Source organism: Parachlamydiales bacterium (genome assembly GCA_041671045.1).
In the GTDB taxonomy this organism is placed as follows: domain Bacteria; phylum Chlamydiota; class Chlamydiia; order Chlamydiales; family JABDDJ01; genus JABDDJ01.
Genome location: JBAZCF010000002.1, coordinates 255,206 through 272,467, shown reverse-complemented (window position 1 = coordinate 272,467; position 17,262 = coordinate 255,206). Strand labels below are relative to the sequence as shown.

General features: G+C 45.4%; 13 protein-coding genes. 8 read left to right on the top strand and 5 right to left on the bottom strand.

Going from position 1 to position 17,262, the window contains the following annotated elements:
- Nucleotides 1-18: 18 nt before the first annotated feature.
- Nucleotides 19-642: a hypothetical protein gene (locus tag WC222_04090; GenBank protein MFA6915553.1), complete on the bottom strand. Its 624-nt coding sequence runs from the start codon at nucleotides 640-642 to the stop codon at nucleotides 19-21.
- A gap of 53 nt (nucleotides 643-695) precedes the next feature.
- On the opposite strand from WC222_04090, the gene WC222_04085 reads away from it, so the two are divergent.
- The gene (locus WC222_04085; GenBank protein ID MFA6915552.1) at nucleotides 696-1,673 is read left to right on the top strand and encodes a hypothetical protein; all 978 of its coding nucleotides are present in this window, start codon (nucleotides 696-698) and stop codon (nucleotides 1,671-1,673) included.
- Nucleotides 1,674-1,777: 104 nt separating this feature from the next.
- A complete protein-coding gene (gene smc / locus WC222_04080; GenBank protein ID MFA6915551.1) occupies nucleotides 1,778-5,233 on the top strand; it encodes a chromosome segregation protein SMC in 3,456 nt (1,151 codons plus the stop codon).
- Nucleotides 5,234-5,570: 337 nt separating this feature from the next.
- On the opposite strand, the gene WC222_04075 is transcribed toward smc, so the two are convergent.
- Both WC222_04075 and WC222_04070 read right to left on the bottom strand, forming a co-directional pair.
- Nucleotides 5,571-6,233, bottom strand: a complete 663-nt coding sequence (locus WC222_04075) for a sulfite exporter TauE/SafE family protein (GenBank protein ID MFA6915550.1) — start codon at nucleotides 6,231-6,233, stop codon at nucleotides 5,571-5,573.
- Nucleotides 6,230-6,403, bottom strand: a complete 174-nt coding sequence (locus WC222_04070) for a hypothetical protein (GenBank protein MFA6915549.1) — start codon at nucleotides 6,401-6,403, stop codon at nucleotides 6,230-6,232. The genes WC222_04075 and WC222_04070 overlap by 4 nt, the downstream gene beginning before the upstream one ends.
- 102 nt (nucleotides 6,404-6,505) lie before the next feature.
- On the opposite strand from WC222_04070, the gene WC222_04065 reads away from it, so the two are divergent.
- Together WC222_04065 and WC222_04060 are read left to right on the top strand one after the other, a co-directional pair.
- Nucleotides 6,506-9,085 carry a glycogen/starch/alpha-glucan phosphorylase gene (locus WC222_04065; protein ID MFA6915548.1) on the top strand — a complete coding sequence of 860 codons (2,580 nt, stop codon included), beginning with the start codon at nucleotides 6,506-6,508 and terminating at the stop codon, nucleotides 9,083-9,085.
- Nucleotides 9,070-10,347 (top strand): M18 family aminopeptidase, encoded by a 1,278-nt coding sequence (locus tag WC222_04060; GenBank protein ID MFA6915547.1) that lies wholly within the window; start codon nucleotides 9,070-9,072, stop codon nucleotides 10,345-10,347. Before WC222_04065 ends, WC222_04060 begins: the two co-directional genes overlap by 16 nt.
- On the opposite strand, the gene WC222_04055 is transcribed toward WC222_04060, so the two are convergent.
- Nucleotides 10,344-11,921 (bottom strand): hypothetical protein, encoded by a 1,578-nt coding sequence (locus tag WC222_04055; protein MFA6915546.1) that lies wholly within the window; start codon nucleotides 11,919-11,921, stop codon nucleotides 10,344-10,346. The genes WC222_04060 and WC222_04055 overlap by 4 nt on opposite strands.
- A gap of 144 nt (nucleotides 11,922-12,065) precedes the next feature.
- On the opposite strand from WC222_04055, the gene WC222_04050 reads away from it, so the two are divergent.
- The 4 genes from WC222_04050 to WC222_04035 all read left to right on the top strand — a co-directional run bounded on the left by WC222_04050 (nucleotide 12,066) and on the right by WC222_04035 (nucleotide 17,090).
- A complete protein-coding gene (locus WC222_04050) occupies nucleotides 12,066-12,314 on the top strand; it encodes a hypothetical protein (GenBank protein MFA6915545.1) in 249 nt (82 codons plus the stop codon).
- A 95-nt stretch (nucleotides 12,315-12,409) separates the two neighbouring features.
- Nucleotides 12,410-14,212 carry a hypothetical protein gene (locus tag WC222_04045; protein MFA6915544.1) on the top strand — a complete coding sequence of 601 codons (1,803 nt, stop codon included), beginning with the start codon at nucleotides 12,410-12,412 and terminating at the stop codon, nucleotides 14,210-14,212.
- A gap of 122 nt (nucleotides 14,213-14,334) precedes the next feature.
- On the top strand, nucleotides 14,335-15,111 hold the full coding sequence (locus WC222_04040; protein ID MFA6915543.1) for a VIT1/CCC1 transporter family protein: 777 nt from the start codon (nucleotides 14,335-14,337) through the stop codon (nucleotides 15,109-15,111).
- Entirely contained in the window at nucleotides 15,108-17,090 is a 1,983-nt protein-coding gene (locus WC222_04035; GenBank protein ID MFA6915542.1) for a heavy metal translocating P-type ATPase, read from the top strand. The genes WC222_04040 and WC222_04035 overlap by 4 nt, the downstream gene beginning before the upstream one ends.
- Here the strand turns inward: WC222_04035 and WC222_04030 are convergent.
- Nucleotides 17,073-17,195, bottom strand: coding sequence for a hypothetical protein (locus tag WC222_04030; protein ID MFA6915541.1), 123 nt, complete (start codon nucleotides 17,193-17,195; stop codon nucleotides 17,073-17,075). The two genes, WC222_04035 and WC222_04030, sit on opposite strands and share 18 nt — an antisense overlap.
- Nucleotides 17,196-17,262 lie beyond the last annotated feature (67 nt).

The following is a 17,262-nucleotide window of genomic DNA, read 5'->3' as shown; positions in this document are numbered from 1 at the left end:
CCCTCAATCAGTTAATTATCAATGACAACAATCGAGACAAGCAAAACTTTCAGCTTTCGCTTTCAAGCGTGGATGCGTATCAATCCAGTGCTTCATCGTTGTGTCTTTATCTAGCTGATCCTCAAGATAATGGCTGACTGTCTCGTGCAGGTATTCCGGCCCTTTTATAGCGGCTTTATTAGCCAATAATTCGTTGTTGATCCACTGGGAAGCATCCGATAAATCTTGTGCTATGTAGTCGCAAAGGTTGTAAATAAAAGGATGCATATAGTCTTCTACAAACTGTCCCAATATATGCACATCTTTACGGTGGTAATATGTTTCATTAGGTACCCACGCCACGACAGGGACACGGTTCATTTTGGCAAACATCATTTCCGCCCCTACTCCCAGACCTCTTTTACCACGCCCATCGACAAGCACAAGTTGGCTGGAATAGACTTGAAACAGGTCTCTACCAAAGACTGATTTTTGCAGTCCAAGGTTGTCAAGCCTATCTGCAGGATTAAGAAATACAACTTCTTCCACATTCAGATGCTGCCTCAAGAACGCTAAATCATTTTCTGACCAATCAAGTTCTTTGTCATTATCATGCCCTTTTTTGATCGTTCCAGCCATATAGATAAATAGTGTTTTGTGCATAATATTCTCCTACTTGATTTGGATTTCGAACATCTTAACTTCAACAAAATAATATGGCAACAACGGCTTGTTCCGATTTTGGAGCTTGGTTTAAAGAGGGCTATAACTATGCCCATACATATCTTAAAGAAGGAAGAGATCAATGCAGAAAATATTCTTTGCTTACTCAGCAAGCGTGCGTTTTTGGGCTTAATTGTGTATTCCTTGCCTGCAAATCTCTAAGCAATGTTCCGCCAAAATTAACTAAAGCAACTCTTGTTTCTCTGGATATTGTAGGGCTATGCGCCTTCCCCACCTATTTTGATCAAATTAAAAAATCCTCTTTAGATACTGTCTCCAGTATTCGTACACGTCAACTAAAACTAACTCTGATTTCGTTGGGCAGAGTGGTCGAAACATTTAGTAACATTGGACTGACCTGCGGCAGCTTTGCCGCTGCCATGGCCGGTTATACCGGTGACGAAGAAGGTCAACAACTAGCCTACAACAATATGATTATTTGGGGAGAAATTTCACTAGCCCTGACCTACACACTCGACCTTGCTTATATCTATATCAACCGTCAAGCTTTACGCGAAATTCCCCTAATCTCCGAGGAGGAACGGTTCTCCATCTTGAGATCTATGGACGACCGGAGAAAGCCTATTGATTTATCCTGCCACCTACGCTGCTGCATGGACAAAGATACCCTACGCAAGCTTCTTAAAGCTGTTAAAAGGTTGGAAGATGAACAGGCGGAGTTAACTCTTCTACTCATGGATGTTGTACGCAAAAATGTCATCACTGAATCTCGCTATGACGACTGTGGTCAGTTCATCTTAAATACCGCAGGCCTTGGCTGTATGGTGATCTACAAATATCTCACTCCAAACAACTTAGAAGCTGCTGCCCTCAGTACTTTCCTTTCGGGCTGCTGGCTCGTCGTCGCTATCGTCAAAACCTCCAAACAGATAGGTCAACGCGACGATATCGAACAATCACAACTCTCTAACATACAACGACAAATAGAAATGACATCACCGCCTCAATGACATAAAACATACTCAAAATCAAAGACTTAATTGAAATTGCAGAAGTCATAGAAAATTTAGCCCCAATTCAGTATAGTCTGTGCTTTGCAGTCCCGGAGGTTACTTTGCGTCTTAAGAAAATTACCATTTTTGGCTTCAAATCATTCGCCGATAAAACATCGCTAGAATTTCATCCAGGCATCACCGGTATCGTAGGACCTAACGGCTGCGGTAAATCCAACGTTTCTGACGCTTTCCGCTGGGTTCTAGGTGAACAGTCCGCCAAATCCCTCCGCGGCCATAAAATGCAAGACATCATCTTCGCAGGAACCTCCCATCGTCGTCCTTTACACCTTGCCGAAGTCTCTATCACTCTCACAGAAATCAATGGCGCCCTTCCCATCGAATTCGAAGAAATCACGATCACACGCCGTCTTCACCGCAATGGCGACTCCGAATACCTTCTCAATGGCACTCAAGTGCGTCTCAAAGACCTACAAGCACTATTCTTCGACTCAGGCATCGGGAAAGAAGCCTTCTCCATTTTTGAACAAGGCAAAATCGACCAAGTCATCCACTACACACCCCTTGAAAGACGCACCATCTTTGAAGAAGCCGCCGGCATCGTCCGCTTCCTCCACCGCAAAAGGGAAGCCCTCCGTAAACTGGAACAAACCGACCTTAACCTCTCCCGTGTCGAAGATATCCTTAGAGAGGTGTCTCAACGCATCGCCGTTTTGGAACAACAAGCTGCCAGCGCCATTGCCTATAAGGAACGGAAAGCCCTCTTTGAACTGCTCGAAAAACAACTGATGACAACAAAATGGGCCACAGGAAAACAACGCCTCCAACAGCTTGCTTCTGAGGAAACATCCCTATCAGAAAGACTGGAAAAACTCACTGCTGAAATCTCCTCCGCACGCCAAGAACTTCACCAAGCCCGTATTAAAGCCCACGACTGCGAACAAGCTTGGAAGGAACGCTCTGCCGAGATGTACGCCAAACGGAACGAACGCGACCTCTTCCTACGCGACCGCAGCCATATGGCCAAACGGCGTGAAGAACTCCAACACCAAATTGCCCGCTGGGGACAAGACCTGCAGGCGCTAGCTGTCCAAAATGAAAAAAATACCGAAGAACAAGGTGAACAAAATGATGCGCATGGCGAACTGCGCTCCAGCCTGACAGAGCTCCGCAGCACCCTCGATGAAGCACAAGTCCGCTTCGACGAAAAATCCCAAGAACTGGAAGACACCCGCCGCAGCCAAGACGAATCTCAAAAGAGCCGCTTAGCCCTAACTCAAAGCCACAGCTCTAAACAAGCCGAATGGAAACAACTCCAAGCTCGTATCGAAGCCTTAAATGAACGCCTCCCCCCACTCGAAGATAAAGTCTCCAACCTAGAGCAACAGAAAAAGGAAACTCAAGATAAACAGAAAATCCGTGCCGATGAACTAAAAAAGCTTTCTGACACTATCGACACCTACAAAGGACAACTCGACACCCTCGACAACCTCTACAATGAAATTAAAGACTCCCTAGCTACCGGCCAGGCCGACGGTGAAACACTTGTCAAAGAAAGCGCAACACTCCAAACCCGCCTGCACACTTTGCAAGAACTGCGCTCCGCCCTCGACAGCTTCTCCCCAGGATGCAAACGTCTTCTGGAAGATAGCGCACAACCCAAGAATACTCTCTACGGTAAAATCACCCCCCTCTACGAGCTTATCTCCCCTCCACCGGGACAAGAGAGAGCCGCCGCCGCCGCTCTGCAGCCTTACGGACAAACTCTTGTCGTCGCCACAAAAGAAGACCTTAACCTTACCCTCGCCTACATAAAAAAACACCAACTGACCGATGTAACCCTCTTCTGCGCTGAAGACGCCCCACACAGTAACCTCACCCACCATTTTTTGGACAACCTTAAAATCGTCAATACCCTCGATGAAGCCCTCTCCCTCCATACTCCCGCCTGGTCCAACGAAGGTGCTCTCATCGACCACAAACGCGTCCTCTTCTACGAACCGCGCCGCGAAGGCAACTCTTTCATGCGCGAAGCCGAAATCACCTCCCTGCAAGAGCAGATCGACTCCCTTGAACACCGCAAAATCCAACACAGCCAACAACAGCGCCTCCACCAAGAAAGGCTCTCCGAAACACAAATCAAACGCACCTCCCTCGACAAGGAAATGCGCACCACCGAAATGAAACTCGTCGAAGTCAACTACGCACTCCTCAGACACCAAGCCGACGCCAAACGTATCGAAGATGAATTCAATATCCTAAAAGCCGAACAAAATAAAACTCGCGAAGCTATTGTCGAAAGCTCACTACGCTGCGAAGACCTAGCTTCTTCCGTCGCTTCACTAGAAAAGCAACTTAAACTCTCTGAAACTACCTCCCAACATCAATCCACTCTCCTCGATGAACTCTTCCTCATCGTAAAAAAAGAACAAGCCAACTTTGAAAACGCACGCAAATGCTGGCAAGAAGCCTACGCCAAAGAAAGGCAACAACAACACTCTCTCGAAGTCCTCTCCCTAAAAAAACACGAGATCAGCCAAAACATAAAAAAACTTCACCTCGAAATCTCTCAAGCCAAAGAAGCTCTAGACTCCCTCTGCGAAAATAATACCGACACCACCGACCAGATTGAAACTGTGCAAAAACTCGTCCTCAAACTGGAAACCTCTTGCCAAACTCTAGAAAAAAATACTGCTGACGCTAAACAAGAAGCCGAAAATCTCGAGAAAAAACTGCTCTCGAATGAACAAAACCTGAAATCTATTGAAAACGATAAACACAAACTCCAAGTCCAAGCCTCCCAACTCTCCACCCTGCAAGAAACTCTCACCTCCGCCTACAAAGAAAAATATAACGACGAATTCACTCCCAACTCCCCTCTCCTCGAGGATATTCCTCAAACAGAAAAACAACTCAAAACGCTCAAACAAGAACTAGACTCCACTCAGAATATCAACATGCTAGCCATCGAGGAATGCTCCCAAGATAAACAACGCAGCGACTTCCTCTCCTCTCAAATCAATGACCTAAAACTCTCTAAAAATGAACTTGCTAAAGTCATCCAAGAACTCGACTCCCAATCCCGCAAACTCTTCGAAGAAACTTTCAACGCCATACGCACCAACTTCCAAAAAAACTTCGCCATCCTATTCAATGGCGGCGAAGCCGACCTCCAATTCGTCGACAACGATGACCTACTCGAAGCCGGTATCGAAATCTCCGCTAAACCCCCAGGCAAACAAATGCGCTCCATCAGCCTCCTCTCCGGCGGCGAAAAATGCCTCACAGCCATGGCCCTACTCTTCGCCATCTTCGAAGTCAAACCCTCACCTTACTGCATCCTAGACGAAATCGACGCCCCCCTAGACGACTCCAACGTCGAACGCTTCCTCAACGTCGTCAAACAATTCATCGACCGCTGCCAGTTCATCATCATCACTCACAACAAACGCACCATGGCCATCGCCGATCGCCTCTACGGCGTCTCCATGCAAGAAAAAGGCGTCTCTAAACTACTCTCCATGGAGTTCTCTAACACCTACGCCGTCAACGCATAGCAGGCAGGGGGCGCTGCCCCCTGCACCCCCGCCAAAAGACTGCGTCCTTTGGAATCCGCGAGTAGCTATCGCTGGCTCATAGTTCTTTTTCACAACAAATAATTCAGAAATATTATTGCAGAGTTATCCAAATTTTTAATTTTTAATTTTTAATTTTTAATTTTTAATTTTTAATTTTTAATTTTTAATTTTTAATTTTTAATTAAATCTCTAATTTAACCTCTATTAATATCCCACAAATTAATTAATGGTCACAAAGTTCCAAGCCTAACAACTCAACGCGCGGATTCCAAAGGACGCAGTCTTTTGGCGGGGGTGCAGGGGGCAGCGCCCCCTGCTAGAAGATGGTGATGTGGAGGGATTGGGAGAGTGTGAGGTGTGGGATGAGGTTAAGGTCAGCGAGGGAGCGGAGGAGAGCGATGGAGCCGGCGATGATGGAAGCTAGGGCTAGGAGTTGGTTGTAGTATTTCTTTCCGAAGGAAAGGAGTTTGTGGGCGTGCATAGCGAGGAGGAGTGAGGGAGTGGTGAGGAGGGAGAAGGCGGCGCCGTTGATGAAGCCGGTGAGGGTGTCGCCGGAGAGGGCGCAGGCGGAGAAGACGAGGAGGGATTGTCCGCAGGGGAGGAGAACTGTGGAGAGTCCGAAGGAGAAAGAGTATTTGGGAGAGTCTTTGAGGATGAGGGGTGCTATGTATTTTCCTAGGTTGGGTCCGGGGATATGGAGTGAGAAGTTAAAAAGTTTGAGGATGCCGTAGGAGATGAAGGCGATGCCGAAGAGGAGGGATAGGAGGGCGCCTAGGTTGTATTGGTTAAGGAAGATAGTCAGGACGCTGCCTAGTGAGGCGGCGAGTGTGGCGATGAGAGTGAAGGAGGTGATGCGCCCTGCGAAGTACCAGTTTCTGTAGTTGTGTTTACCGATCATCATAACGAGAGGGCCGCACATGCCGATGCAGTGGAGGTTTCCTAGAATATATATAGGGAGCATAGAGAGAAGGAGGGTCATTTCATTGCAGCTTCGTTGGAGGCATTTTCGCGGAGTTGTTGCATTTGGGCCATATCGATGGGAGTGCGGCCGTGGCGGCGGGAGTAGGAGATGCCCACGACAACGATGAGGATAGTGATGAAAGAAGTGAAGGCGGCGGTGGCGAGGTAGGGGAAAAAGTTATTTTTCATGGAGGTCTCCGGAGTGACAAATATAAATTAAACTTTGTTTATTTTTTTGCAGAGAAAATAAAGTTATCGTATCAAGTGGGGATGATAAAAGAGTAGGTAGTTATGACAACGTCAGGTAGTGGATTAGATTTAGAGTATCAGGCGGAGATGTTGGCCGCAAAAACTAAGCATTATTTGATAACTACGATGGGAAAGTCGTCGGAGGAAGCGAACTCTGATGAAGTTTATCGTGCGTTGTCTTATGCCTTGCGTGAAGAGATAATGATCCGGTGGCTGGCGACGACACGATCGATGGATAAATTTAACGTGCGCAAGCTTTTTTACCTTTCTATGGAGTATTTACCTGGAAGGATCTTCATCAATAACCTTACGAACATCTGTGCCATGGATATTGTCAAGGGTGCGTTAGTGAAGCTAAACCGCAACTTGCAGGACATCATGTTTTGCGAGTCTGACCCGGGATTGGGCAATGGAGGTTTGGGGAGGTTAGCATCCTGTTTCCTAGATTCCTTGGCTACCCATCATTATCCGGCAGTGGCGTATGGATTAAGGTATCAGTATGGATTATTTGAGCAGCAGCTATGGGATGGTTTGCAGATTGAGGCGCCGGATTGCTGGCTAATCAGTGAGAACCCGTGGGAATTCCGTCGGGATTTACGTAAAGTAACCATCAAGTATGGCGGGAAGACCATCTCCACCCAGAATATCCATGGCGATGAGATTATGTCCTTAGAGAATCCTGACGAAGTCTGGGCGATGCCTTATGATTTCCCTATTGTAGGCTACAGTCCCAACAATGATTTTTCCGTTTTGACACTGCGTTTATGGACGACTAAAGATTCGCCCAATAACTTCCACTTACAGAGTTATAATGCGGGGCGTTTGGATCAGGCTACGGAGAATACGGCACTGAACGACGTCCTTTATCCTAGTGACAATCATGAGATAGGTCAGCGGATACGTTTAAAGCAGGAATTCCTGTTAGTTTCAGCTTCTCTGCAGGATATTATCCGTCATTATCTAGCGCATCATGAAAATTTCCGTTCATTCTCCGACAAGGTACGTATTCAGATCAACGACACGCACCCGACACTAGTGATTCCGGAGTTGATCCGCATTTTAACAAAAGATTATGATATTCCCTGGAAGATGGCAGTAGATATAACCCGTACTTGTACGGGTTATACAAATCACACCATCTTGAGCGAAGCATTGGAGCAGTGGGACCAGCAGTTATTTTCCTACCTTTTACCCCGCCAATACCGCATTGTGGAAAGGTTGAACTATGACTTCCTCAGCAACATCAGGCAAGCCTTCCCTAAAGATGAAGAAAAAATCCAGCGTATGTCTATTCTTGAGCAAGGTAAAGTCAGAATGGCCAATCTTGCCATCGTCGGCTCGCATAGCATCAATGGGGTAGCAGCGCTCCATAGCAGCATCTTAAAGACTAAGGTGTTCAAAGATTTCTATGATATCTACCCTGAAAGATTTACCAATGTGACTAACGGGGTGACGCAGCGTCGTTGGTTGCTTTTGTGCAATCCTGAGCTAGCACGGTTTATCACTAATCGCATCGGCAACGAGTGGATAACGAACTTCCCTAAAATTAGGGAGTTGGAGAAATTTGCTGACGACCACGCTTCCTTAGAAGAATTCATCACCATCAAGCATAAGAACAAACAGCGTTTTGTAGACTTCCTGAATGCACGCAATAGGTTGAGGGATAACCGTGGAAGATTTGTGAGCGGTGCCCCCCTAATCGATGTCAACTCGCTCTTTGATGTGCAAATCAAGCGCATACACGAGTATAAACGTCAGCTATTAAATGCACTTCACTTAGTGATGATCTATTTTGAGATGTTGGACAATCCCCACCATAACAGAATAAAGAGGACGGCCATTTTCGCAGGGAAAGCTGCAGCCAGCTATGTGACGGCAAAAGACATCATTCGTTTCATCTACGCAATCGGCCGCAAAGTCAACCGCGATCCTAATATCAATGGCATGCTAAAGGTCGTCTATGTAGAGAATTACAACGTTTCCAAAGCCGAATATATCATCCCTGCAGCAGACTTATCAGAACAGATTTCCACAGCAGGAACGGAAGCCTCCGGCACAGGTAATATGAAGCTATCCATCAATGGCGCTTTAACGATAGGCACACATGACGGGGCGAATATTGAGATGCATGAGGAGGTGGGCGATGAATGGTGGCCGTTCTCCTTTGGAGCAACGACAGAAGAGATAGCAGCTCTGCGTGCAGGAGGACAGTATAATCCACGGGCAATCTACGAGAAAAACCCTAAAATTAAACGCGCTATAGACTCCTTAAGGGATCATACTTTTGCTACAAACGAGCAAGAGCACCAAGACTTCAGCGACCTCTACCACAAGCTGATCGAAGGGCACTATGGCGGGGCACCGGACCGATATTTCATGCTGTATGACTTACAAAGCTACTACGATACGCAAAAGAAAGTAGAAGAGTATTATCAAGATCCTATGAACTGGGCAAAAATTGCTATACACAATATCGCAGGAATGGGTAAATTCTCCACCGATGTCTCTATCGAAAACTATTGCAAAAATATTTGGCAGATAGAACCTTGCAAGATGGATTCCGAGATCCTAGATAGGATCCAATACGAGTACAGAGAACACGATAAATGCCGCATCTACTAGACATGCAAAAACTGATCACATTCCTACAAGGCTCTCCTACCGCTTGGCACGCTGTAGCTAATATGCGTCAGCAGCTGGATAAGCGTGGATTTACGCCTCTGCATGAAAGCGAGACATGGAAACTAAAGCACGGCAAAGGATACTATGTTGTCCGCGACGGGTCCTCGCTGATTGCCTTTGTTATTCCGCGCAAAGCCATCCATTCAGCTAAAGTTGCCGCCTCGCATACTGACAGCCCTGCTTTTAAGCTTAAGCCTAATGCACCCTTTGTCAAGGAAGGCATGCTGATGCTAGGTGTCGATATCTACGGGGGTCCGTTATTAAACTCCTGGCTTAACCGCGATTTAGGCATTGCAGGAAGAATTTTCTCACGTGGTAAAAACAATAGTCTGGTGGAGACTCTAGTCAATATCGCAGACTCGCCTGTCGTCATCCCCCAGCTGGCTATCCACCTTGATCGCGACGTCAATACCCAAGGGCTAGTTTTACATAAACAAAATCATTTGGCTGCTCTAGCAAAACTCGATTGTAAAGATGATAAAGAGGCAGGACTCTATTTAAGTAAGCTCTTAGGAGTGAAGGATATCCTTAGCAGCGACTTATTCTTGTATCCTATAGAGCCCCCCGCATTTGTAGGACCAAAAAAAGAGATGCTCGCCGCTTATCGTATCGACAGTCTATGCAGCGTCCACTCCATTTTAGAGGCTTTTTTAGCGTCTTCAACCCCTGCCGAAAACACGCTTAAGCTTTGCGCCTTTTGGGACAATGAAGAGATAGGCTCTGCAACTGCACAGGGAGCTTCTTCCCCATTCTTCTCTGAAACAGTAGAACGTCTGATTTATGCACTGAATGGTACTCGCGCCGATTACTTACGCATTGTCTCTTCCTCCCTCTGCGTATCGGTAGACTTAGGACATGGCGTCCATCCCAACTATGCTGATAAGCATGAACCCCAGCATAAAGTTAAATTAGGGCAAGGGATCACCCTTAAATACAGCGCACAGCAACGTTATGCTTCCACAGCTGCTACAGCAGGATACATTAAAGCGCTATGCGGAAAAAATAAAATACCTTTTCAGGAATTGGTTGGAAGAGGGGATCTTTCTTCAGGATCAACGATTGGACCCATCCACGCGAATTTAACAGGAATGCCAACAGTTGACATCGGCATTCCACAATTATCCATGCATTCTGCACGCGAACTCATCGCCTGCAGCGACCAAGCTGCAATGACAAAGCTTATCGAGTGCTATTATTCCTAACCTTGCACCTCCGTGCTTCCATTAGGAGTAAACTCAGTGAATGCTCCTTTGATCGCAGTGTTATTTTCCACAAGTTCTTCTTTGGAAGGGCTGCTGTCAAAATAGATTTCAATATCACTTAACAGTTTCTCTCTCGCTGAGGCATCTTTGGGCAAATAACTATTGATGTCTCTTGCAAGGGAATATTCTATATCCCCTATCACAGGGTTTTTAGCTTTATTAGAGGTAGGGTCGATCAAAGTTTCGGGATGTTCAATATGCTCCCGGACCTCCTTACCTCCAATACCCTCGCTAAATGCCTTATTCAGTAAAACTAGAGCCGTGGCTAACATTATCACACGTAAACGTGACACGACATCCTGTTTCTGATCATTGTCAGCCTGTCCGCTCTCACCTGAACGTTGTGTAATGACAGCAATGACAGCTGCTTCAAATCCCTTAGAATTGACGAATGAAGAGATATTCTGCGCGTATTTCTTCGCAAAATCCACATCTTTAGCCTCTTCCGCAGGTTTGCCTTCTGCCTTAGCTGCAGCAACGTTTTGAAATGCGCTTAATATTAATGGTGAAGTAACCATTATAGCACTTAAATATGCCACAGCTGTCAAGGTATTCGCATCAAAGCCCACGACAGGCATCGCATTGTTTGTCGTATTGGAATTTGCATTCACCACCTGATCTGACAATAGTTTGGTGCTTATCTGATCACTGGAAATATTATCCAAATTCACAGGATGCGCTAAGATTGCCCCTGCATTGAGCATAGCTGCAGTGACGACAAACTGTGCATTATTAGCCTGTAAATCGTCTTTTGTCGCCTCTTGATAGGCATTTCCAAAGACTGCTAAATTGGAAGAAAGCAAATTATTCGTGACAGTGTCAGGGATATCCTTATTATTTTGAACAGAGGTGACTAAATCTTGTTTAGCGTTTGGCGGTAGGGAAAGATAAAAAGCCTCGAATTGGGCTAAGCCTTGGTTTTTCTTATAAATATCGGAATCAGAATCTTCTATAGCTTGTTTTTTAGCGTCATATTGAGCTGAACCAATATAATCTAAGTAAGCCTTAGTATTGGATTTTAGGTAGTCTTGATCGCGTTGGGCTAACTCTTTATTCACCTCATTAAATTTTTTCCAGCTATCCGAAATGATGTCATTGATAGCTTTATTGAAATCCATATCCATCGCTTGAAGATTACTAAAATCATACATTCCCGAAGCTTTATGCAGAGAAGACTCATCCATTTGAATATTTTGATTGTTGCCGCTGGAAAAGATATTCATGAAATTGCTCATCAGAGCAAATTTCAATGCATCGCTGCTGGACAAGATCGCTTGTTGAACTTCAGGTTGATCTAATTTAGGGGCGGCTGCTTCCGGGCTACTGCCTTCAGCAACAGCGTCGCTTTGTTCTAAAGTGTCAACGGGGCCTTGCGGAGCGGCCGGGCCGCTGGGGGGAGCCGCCGGAGCTTGTACAGTTCCTGTATTGTCTACGTCAGTGGAGGGATTAAATTGAAAGCTGTCGTCTGGATTGTACTGGCTGCCACCCGCAGAAGTATTTAAATCTGTGGTCATGGTACATCCTTTGTGAAATTATACAGTCGTTACTAAAAATATAGAATGTTTTGAAACACTCTCCTAATTAAATTATACCAAATGTATTTTAAAAAAATAACCATTAATTATAACCTTAAATTAGGTAGTTACGGAGGAAATCCAATGAAAATTCTATTGTCTGTATTCTTTATTGTCATCGCAGCCCAGTCCCCCTTAAAAGCCGCAGTAGGCGATGACGATTGGCGCGCAAGTGTCCGTGTAGAAAACAAAGTACAGCAGCAAAAGCGGGATGCCTGGGATATACAAAATAAAATCATAGAACAGCAAAGGGATGATTGGCGCATCCAAGAGCGACGCTTAGAAGATAGGCGTTGGGAACAAAAGCAATACGATCTTCGCCGAGGGAAATAACAACTAACTAAAAAACATTTTTATTATCCTTTATAGTTTCTTAATACTAATAATTTAAAATATTTTTTACAAAATAAGAAACATATAGGATCTTTATGCCCATGTATTGTGATGGAATCCAGCCGGTGGTTCAAGCTATTTGCTCTCTCCCCAAAAGAGCTGCTGTCCTTGGAAACGCGATTCAAAATCAATTCCAGGCACTGGGCCAAAGCATTCGAGATTACAAAGACCATTCCCTTAACTATGTTTTCCAAAAACTGACTTTAATTCCTACTAAGCTCCATCTAGTTAAAGAAATCTTCCTATGGCAATTCTTTCCCAATAGCCATCTCATCACGGATATGAGAAATGACTGCATTCAGATACGTTATGGTTATGCAGCGAATGCGCTTGAGCGTCTGACAGCCAAAATTGATAACGTGCCTGTCGAAGAAAGACGTGCCTTGCTGGAGTTAATCGCCCCCCTCTTCAAAGAAAAATTCAACACTCTAGAGCGCGAATTCATTTTCAAAAAAATCCTTGAAGTTCCGGTAGAAGAGAAAGAAAACTTCGTGAAATTAGGAGTATGGGCTTTAGAACATTCTGATGCGCCCTACTTGTCTGATTATCATCTTGAGTTAACTGCTGCAGAGACTTTGGAGCTTATAAGGTTACTAAAACCTGGAGTGAAAGCCTTTTTTGCAGAAAATATCATGAATAACGCCTATTTTAACAAATTGAAGTCTCATCAAAGCCGCCATTTCGTCCTAGAAAAGCTTAGTAGGCTCCCCCTAGAAAAGCTGCCTACAATTATAGAGGATATGATAGATAAAGAAGATACTCCTAGAGATATTCTCGTTAAAATCGCTGTTCAAGAAGTTTTAACTACGATTGACGAAGTCAATCATGAAGAATTCGCTCATTCTCTCGGCTTATTATTTTCTAAATATACTTCCTTAGAAGATATAATCAAACGCTCTAAAATGATTGCGGAGATACCTGCAGCGGACCGTTCTGAATTTGCTAACATTTTATCTGCCCAATTTGAGCTCCATAAATTTGATGAAGAAGCTCAAACCCTCTTAATCACAGCTTTTAAGAGTTTACCCCCAGCAAAACTAACTACCCTATTTCAAGATAAAGATAGGCTAATTGATCAAGCACTTTCCCAGGGTAATAGACTTCCCAGTGTGCACTCTAACACATACTTGATTGTCTATACGCAGACTTTCGAAGGTGTAAACGATGAAGATCAAAAAGAATTTATACGTGAATTGCATGAATTTACTAATAAAGGACATGACTGCTACTTTGATTTTTTTACCAAATGTATCGAAAAAAAAGATTCTGCAACACAATATCTTATTATTAAAACCTCCATGCAAGTATTGAAAAGTTTTCCAACTCTGCATTTCAATTTCAACGCGGTTAAAGAGATCCTGGATTTACCCAAAAAAGCTTTAACTTTTGCTCTGTCGGAAGAAGCAAAGTCATTGATTGCAGCGGATACTGAATATTCATCCCATATGAAAACTGTGAAAGCGTGGGCAAAAGCAGAGCCAACAGATATACCCAATGGAACTGTCCATCAAATATTAAACTTAATGAAGGATAATGTTGGGATCAACGAATTAGCTGAGTGGTTAGGATTTCTCCCCGCTTCCCTCCATTATGAGATCCTTCAGGAAGTAAAAGGCTTTGCAGGGAGAAACAAGTTCTCTAACGTCAATCAATTCATTATTTCCATGATGGCAAAACCGCAATTTTCTACCCCCGTAAAGACAAGTATCCTATCCCAATTAAACTCTGCTGACCCAACATCAATTCAAGAAAGAATAAGCTGTGCTTTTTCCCTTTCCTTCTGTAAATGGGCCGACCAAGAAATAATAGATAGAGCTAAGCAAATCACTGGCATTTAAATCTACTCTCCTCCCCCTTAGAAACTCCAAACTTAACACCGCAAGAGGCAGCTATAACGTTGCCTCTTGTTTGTAATATTCCCTTAAATGCTATAGTATCGCTCAAAGCAAATGGAAATATTATGTGCTGCAATCATCCCCACAACTCCCCTGAACATTTTGACGGAAAGACAGCCGTAGGCCATGTCGCAGAAGCCCAGGCGCGGGGAAAACTAGCCAAAAGCGAAAGCCATGCCCTGGAGATACCTGGACACTGGTCTGCATTTACCGATGCCGCACGCGAGACAGCGCTCTTAATGGCGATGCTATTTGAGATCTGCCATCACCTACCTATCTCTTCGACCCTCACAATGGTAATTACAGGTCTTGTTGGCATTAGCTGGCTCATATGGAAAGCCGGCAGAAGCGCCTGGATCGGCTGGTCACGTCTGGAGCGCTTGCATCGTATTGTTGAAGAAGAAAAATGGGAAATAGATAACCATCGCAAACAAGAACGTGAAGAGCTTGGAGCCTTGTATGCAGCTAAAGGGTTTGAAGGTAAACTGCTTGAAGATGTCTTGGACGTCCTTATGGCCGATGGAGACCGCTTATTACGTGTAATGGTCGAAGAAGAGCTTGGACTAACCCTTGAAAATACGGAACATCCCCTGAAGCAAGCTTTAGGTGCTGCCTTAGGTAGCACAGCAGCAATCTTGCTTATTTTCCTTTTTGTAGCAGCATTAGGCAGTTGGGGTGCACTCCTGGCGGCCCTACTCACTGCAGGACTAGCCGCTGCCATAGCAGCAAAATATGAAAAGAACCGCATTATTCCCGCCATCGTATGGAATATAGGCATCGTGGCACTGCCCCTCGCTTGCGTACACTTCCTCTCCAACTACTTCATAGGCCCCTCGTTATGACCTTTAGTGAAAACAGAATCAAACCCATACTATTCGATGAATTCTTTGAGATGGGTATGGCTGAATCACGCAGCCCTTTCCTCACCCCCGCCTCACGCTTATGGTCTCATAATCTACCCCTGAAAGCAGCCCTAATAGCCGGCATCCTCCTATTCATCTCATTTGTCCTATCGTTCTACGAAAACCTAGTTCCCTTTTCACACCTCATCTTAGTTTTCGTCTATTTTCTCGCCGGAGTCCCTGCCTTAATAGAGTCCATAGAGGATCTGGCAGATTTTGAGATTAATATCGACGTCCTCATGACTTTAGCGGCATTCTCCTCCATCTTCATAGGAAATGGCATGGAAGGAGCCTTATTGCTCGTACTCTTCGCCATCTCAGGAGCAATGGAAGAGGCTGTGACCTCTAAAGCTAAGAATGCAATCAGCAGCCTGCACCGCCTCACACCTACGAAAGCTACTGTCGTACAATCCGGCGGCATCCTCATAGACAGATCTCTTTCAGACATTACTGTCGGAACGATTATCCTAGTCAAATCGGGCGAAGTCATCCCTCTAGATGGCGATGTCATCGAAGGCTCATCTTCCGTCAACCTCGTCCATCTTACAGGTGAAAATGTCCCCGTCTTGAAAAAAGTCGGCGATACAGTGGCTGCAGGTGCACGTAACCTAGAAGGAGCTTTAACGGTCAAAGTCACTCACACCAGTGCTGACTCTACCCTTTCACGCATCATCAAGCTTGTCACCCAAGCGCAGGAATCCCGCCCTAGACTCCAAAGATGGTTTGACTCTCTTAGCCGCACCTACGCACTCTCGATCATCGGCCTGTCCGCCCTGTTTGCGTTATCTTTCCCTTATATTTTCAACCTCGAATTCCTTGGCCATGAAGGCTCTGTCTATCGCGCTCTAGCCTTCCTCATTGCAGCCTCCCCGTGTGCCCTTATCTTAGCCATTCCTATCGCATACCTTAGCGCCATCAGCGCTTGCGCCCGTAATGGAATCCTCTTGAAAGGCGGTATCACCTTAGACGCTCTGGCAAGTTGCAAAATCATCGCTTTTGATAAGACTGGCACCTTAACGACGGGCGAATTGCAATACCTGGGCTTGGAAGCTTTCCACGGAGAAGATATCCCTACCGAAAAAGCACTCTCCGTCGCCTATTCATTGGAAAGGAATGCTGTCCACCCTATAGCTAAAGCTATCTTAGACCATAGCCAGAAAAACAACGTCTCTACTGTCGCCATCGAAGAATTCAAAACAATCCCAGGATATGGGCTTCAAGGTACCTATGAAAAACTTCCTGTCTACCTTGGAAACCTAGCCTTCATCCAGGATAAAGTAGATGCCGCCACAGCAAAGGCTTTAGAGGAAAAAGCAGCTTTAATCCAATCTCAAGGCGAGCTGCTCGCTTTCCTTCTGATCGGCAAGAGCATCTTCCTCTTTAGATTCGGCGACGAGCTACGCCCCCACGTGAAGGAAGCCATCGCACCACTCAACAAAGAACGCGACCTTAAACTGCTGATGCTTACCGGCGATCACGCGGCAAATGCTCAGAGAGTAGCCCAGATGGTCGGACTAAAAGAGTATTACGCCGATTTACGGCCCGAAGACAAACTCCTTCATGTCACACAACTTTCAGAGAAAGAAGGCCTTGCCATGATCGGCGACGGCATCAATGACGCTCCGGCCCTCGCCCGCGCTACCGTAGGTATCTGCATGGGAAAAGTTGGCAGCGCTACAGCTGTGGATGCTGCAGACATCATCCTGCTGCAGGATAGCATTGAAAAGCTGGACTGGCTGGTGGGGAAGTCTCGCTTGACAAAGCGTATCGTGACTCAAAATCTCACTATTGCCACTGTAGCGATCCTTGTAGCGAGTATTCCTGCGCTTGCAGGCCTTGTGCCCCTTTGGGCAGCGGTGATCATGCATGAGGGTGGCACTGTATTGGTCGGACTTAACGCGCTACGCCTGCTGCGCTAGCGCAGCACGTTTGTATTGTTTTGATTTAAACCGTAGAGTAGAGAGGGCAGGAAACTTCCTCTCTACTCTACGGTCTTGTATTTCTTCAAATTCTTCACAGCGCATTTCCTAGGAGATCCTTGTAGCAAAACAACCGTATATGCGATAACACACGTAAATAATTTAATTTACA